The sequence below is a fragment of the Microbacterium sp. B24 genome (assembly GCF_000333415.1).
Taxonomy (GTDB): Bacteria; Actinomycetota; Actinomycetes; order Actinomycetales; family Microbacteriaceae; genus Microbacterium.
In genome coordinates, this window is record NZ_BADB01000184.1 from 1 (window position 1) to 2,251 (window position 2,251).

General features: G+C 67.1%; 1 protein-coding gene and 1 pseudogene. One reads left to right on the forward strand and one right to left on the reverse strand.

The features are described from left to right. Window positions 1-76: 76 nt before the first annotated feature. Window positions 77-1,570, reverse strand: a complete 1,494-nt coding sequence (locus I5I_RS04705) for an amino acid permease (RefSeq protein ID WP_036317031.1) — start codon at window positions 1,568-1,570, stop codon at window positions 77-79. A 276-nt stretch (window positions 1,571-1,846) separates the two neighbouring features. Between I5I_RS04705 and I5I_RS04710 the strand changes: the two are divergent. Further along, window positions 1,847-2,251: pseudogene (locus I5I_RS04710) on the forward strand (homoserine dehydrogenase); the annotation flags it as partial.

Consider the following 2,251-nt stretch of genomic DNA (forward strand, 5'->3'; position numbering starts at 1 on the left):
CGAGAGCGTCCCGCACCGCCCCGAAGTGTGGGGCGACGGCGCCGGTGTCGACCTCGACCCAAGGCAGCGCTGGCGCTCACGCCTGCGGGGCGTCGTTCGCGGTGACCGGGGCCTCTTCCGACACCGCGACGCGATGGGTCGCCCCGCGGCGTCCGTAACGCCACCAGAAGAACAGGTAGCACGCGGCGACGAAGGGGACGCCGAAGTACAGCGCCGCGACCTGATTCGGGTCGAACGCGATCGCGACGATCGAGATCAGCAGCAGGGCGAATGCCACGATGGGAACGACCGGGAACAGCGGCGTGCGGTAGGCGAGCGTGCCGATGTCGCCGCCGTCGCGGACGAAACGTCGCCGGTGGAAGTACAGCGACGCGACGATCGACATCCATACGGCCACGACGGCGAAGCCGGCCACCGAGACGAGCACGAGGTAGACGGTCTCTGCCGCGATGATGCTCGACAGCAGCGAGACCAGTGCCAGAGCGAGGCTCACGCTCAGGGCGACGATCGGGATGCCGCGGGGCGTCAGACGCAGGAGCGCCTTCGGGGCGTGTCCCTCTTCCGCGAGTGAGAAGAGCATCCGCGCGCACGAGAAGAGGCCGCTGTTTCCGGCCGAGAGCAGGGCCGTGATGATCACGAAGTTCATGATGTCGGCGGCGAAGGGCACGCCTACGTACTGGAACACATCCACGAAGGGGCTGCTCGTCAGGCCTGCCTGATCGTAGGGGAGGATGGCGGCGATGACGGTGATCGAGCCGACGAAGAGCACGAGCAGTCGCAGCACGGTCGATCGCAGTGCGCGGGGGATGTTCTTCGCCGGGTCCTTGGTCTCTCCGGCCGCGACGCCGATGAGCTCCGAGCCGCTGAAGGCGTAGAACACCGCGAGCGAGGTCACGACGACACCACCCACGCCGCCCGGGAACAGGCCGGCCGGTGTCTGGAAGTTGCTGAAGAGGACAGCGGCGGGGTGCTCCGTCGACAGCGGGGTGAAGCCGAAGATCGCGGCGCCGCCGAGCACGATCAGGGCGACGATCGCGAGCACCTTCACCAGTGAAAGCCAGAACTCGGTCTCGCCGAACACGCGCGCCGAGATGGCGTTGATGGTGAACAGGGTCGCGGCGAAGATGAGGCACCAGAGCCAGACGGGCACCGCGGGAAACCAGCGCTGCATCAGGATGCCGGCGGCCGTGAACTCGGAGCCGAGCGCGACCACCCAGCACAGCCAGTAGAGCCATGCGGTCGTGAAACCGGTCGCCGGGCCGATCGAGCGTGCCGCGTAGATGTGGAAGGCGCCCGAGACCGGGTAGGCGATCGCCAGCTCACCGAGGCACGCCATCACCAGATAGACCACGACCGCGCCGACGAGGTAGGCGATGATCGCTCCCAGGGGGCCGGCCTGGTTGATGGTGTAGCCGGAGCTCAGGAACAGCCCCGATCCGATCACGCCGCCGAGAGCGATCATGATCAGGTGGCGGGCGTCCATGGAGCGCTGCAGACGGCGCAGGGGCACCTGCGTCGCCGTCGTGTGGGGCAGGACGTTCGGGAGGTCCTGCGCGGAAGTGGAGCGCATGTCGGTCTCTCAATCGAGTCGAGGTCGTGGGAATGAGAAGTGCTGCATTTTCACATCGTTGTGATGATGATGCACACCATGTGTTTCCGGGAGATTACTGATGCTCGGGCCCCGGCACAAGGTTTCGGGGTCGATCGAACAGCGCATTCTCGCAGACGGGCGATGTGTCAGCGGCGCGGACGACATGTCAGTGGGCAGGAGCACACCGGCAGGCGCGCACGGACGCGTCGGCTGCGCAGACTGATCGCACCCGTCCCCGACCTGAAGGAGATCGACGTGGACCGACATGACATCGCACTGATCGGATTCGGCGGTGTCAACCGCGCGTTCGCCCAGATCGTCCATGATCGCGGCGAGCGATTGGCAGATGAGCTCGGCTTCGCGCTGCGCATCGTCGCGATCACCGATCTGCGCCTGGGCTCGGTGATGCAGTCCGACGGCATCGATCTCGCCGCCGTCTTCGCGATGCAGGCTGACGACACGTTCGCCGGCTGGCGCGGCGGCGCCGCGGTGCCCCAGAACGACTACGTCATCCGCCACACGACGGCGGACATCGTCGTCGAGGCGACCTTCACCAATCCACTCGACGGAGAGCCCGGCATCTCCCATGTCCGCACCGCGCTGGAGTCCGGCAAGAGCGTCGTGACCACGAACAAGGGTCGGTCGCGCTGGCGTCGGGCG

Coding starts and splice junctions, on each gene's coding strand:
- I5I_RS04705 (WP_036317031.1), bottom strand. CDS start 1,570: ATGCGCTCCACTTCCGCGCAGGACCTCCCGAACGTCCTGCCCCACACG.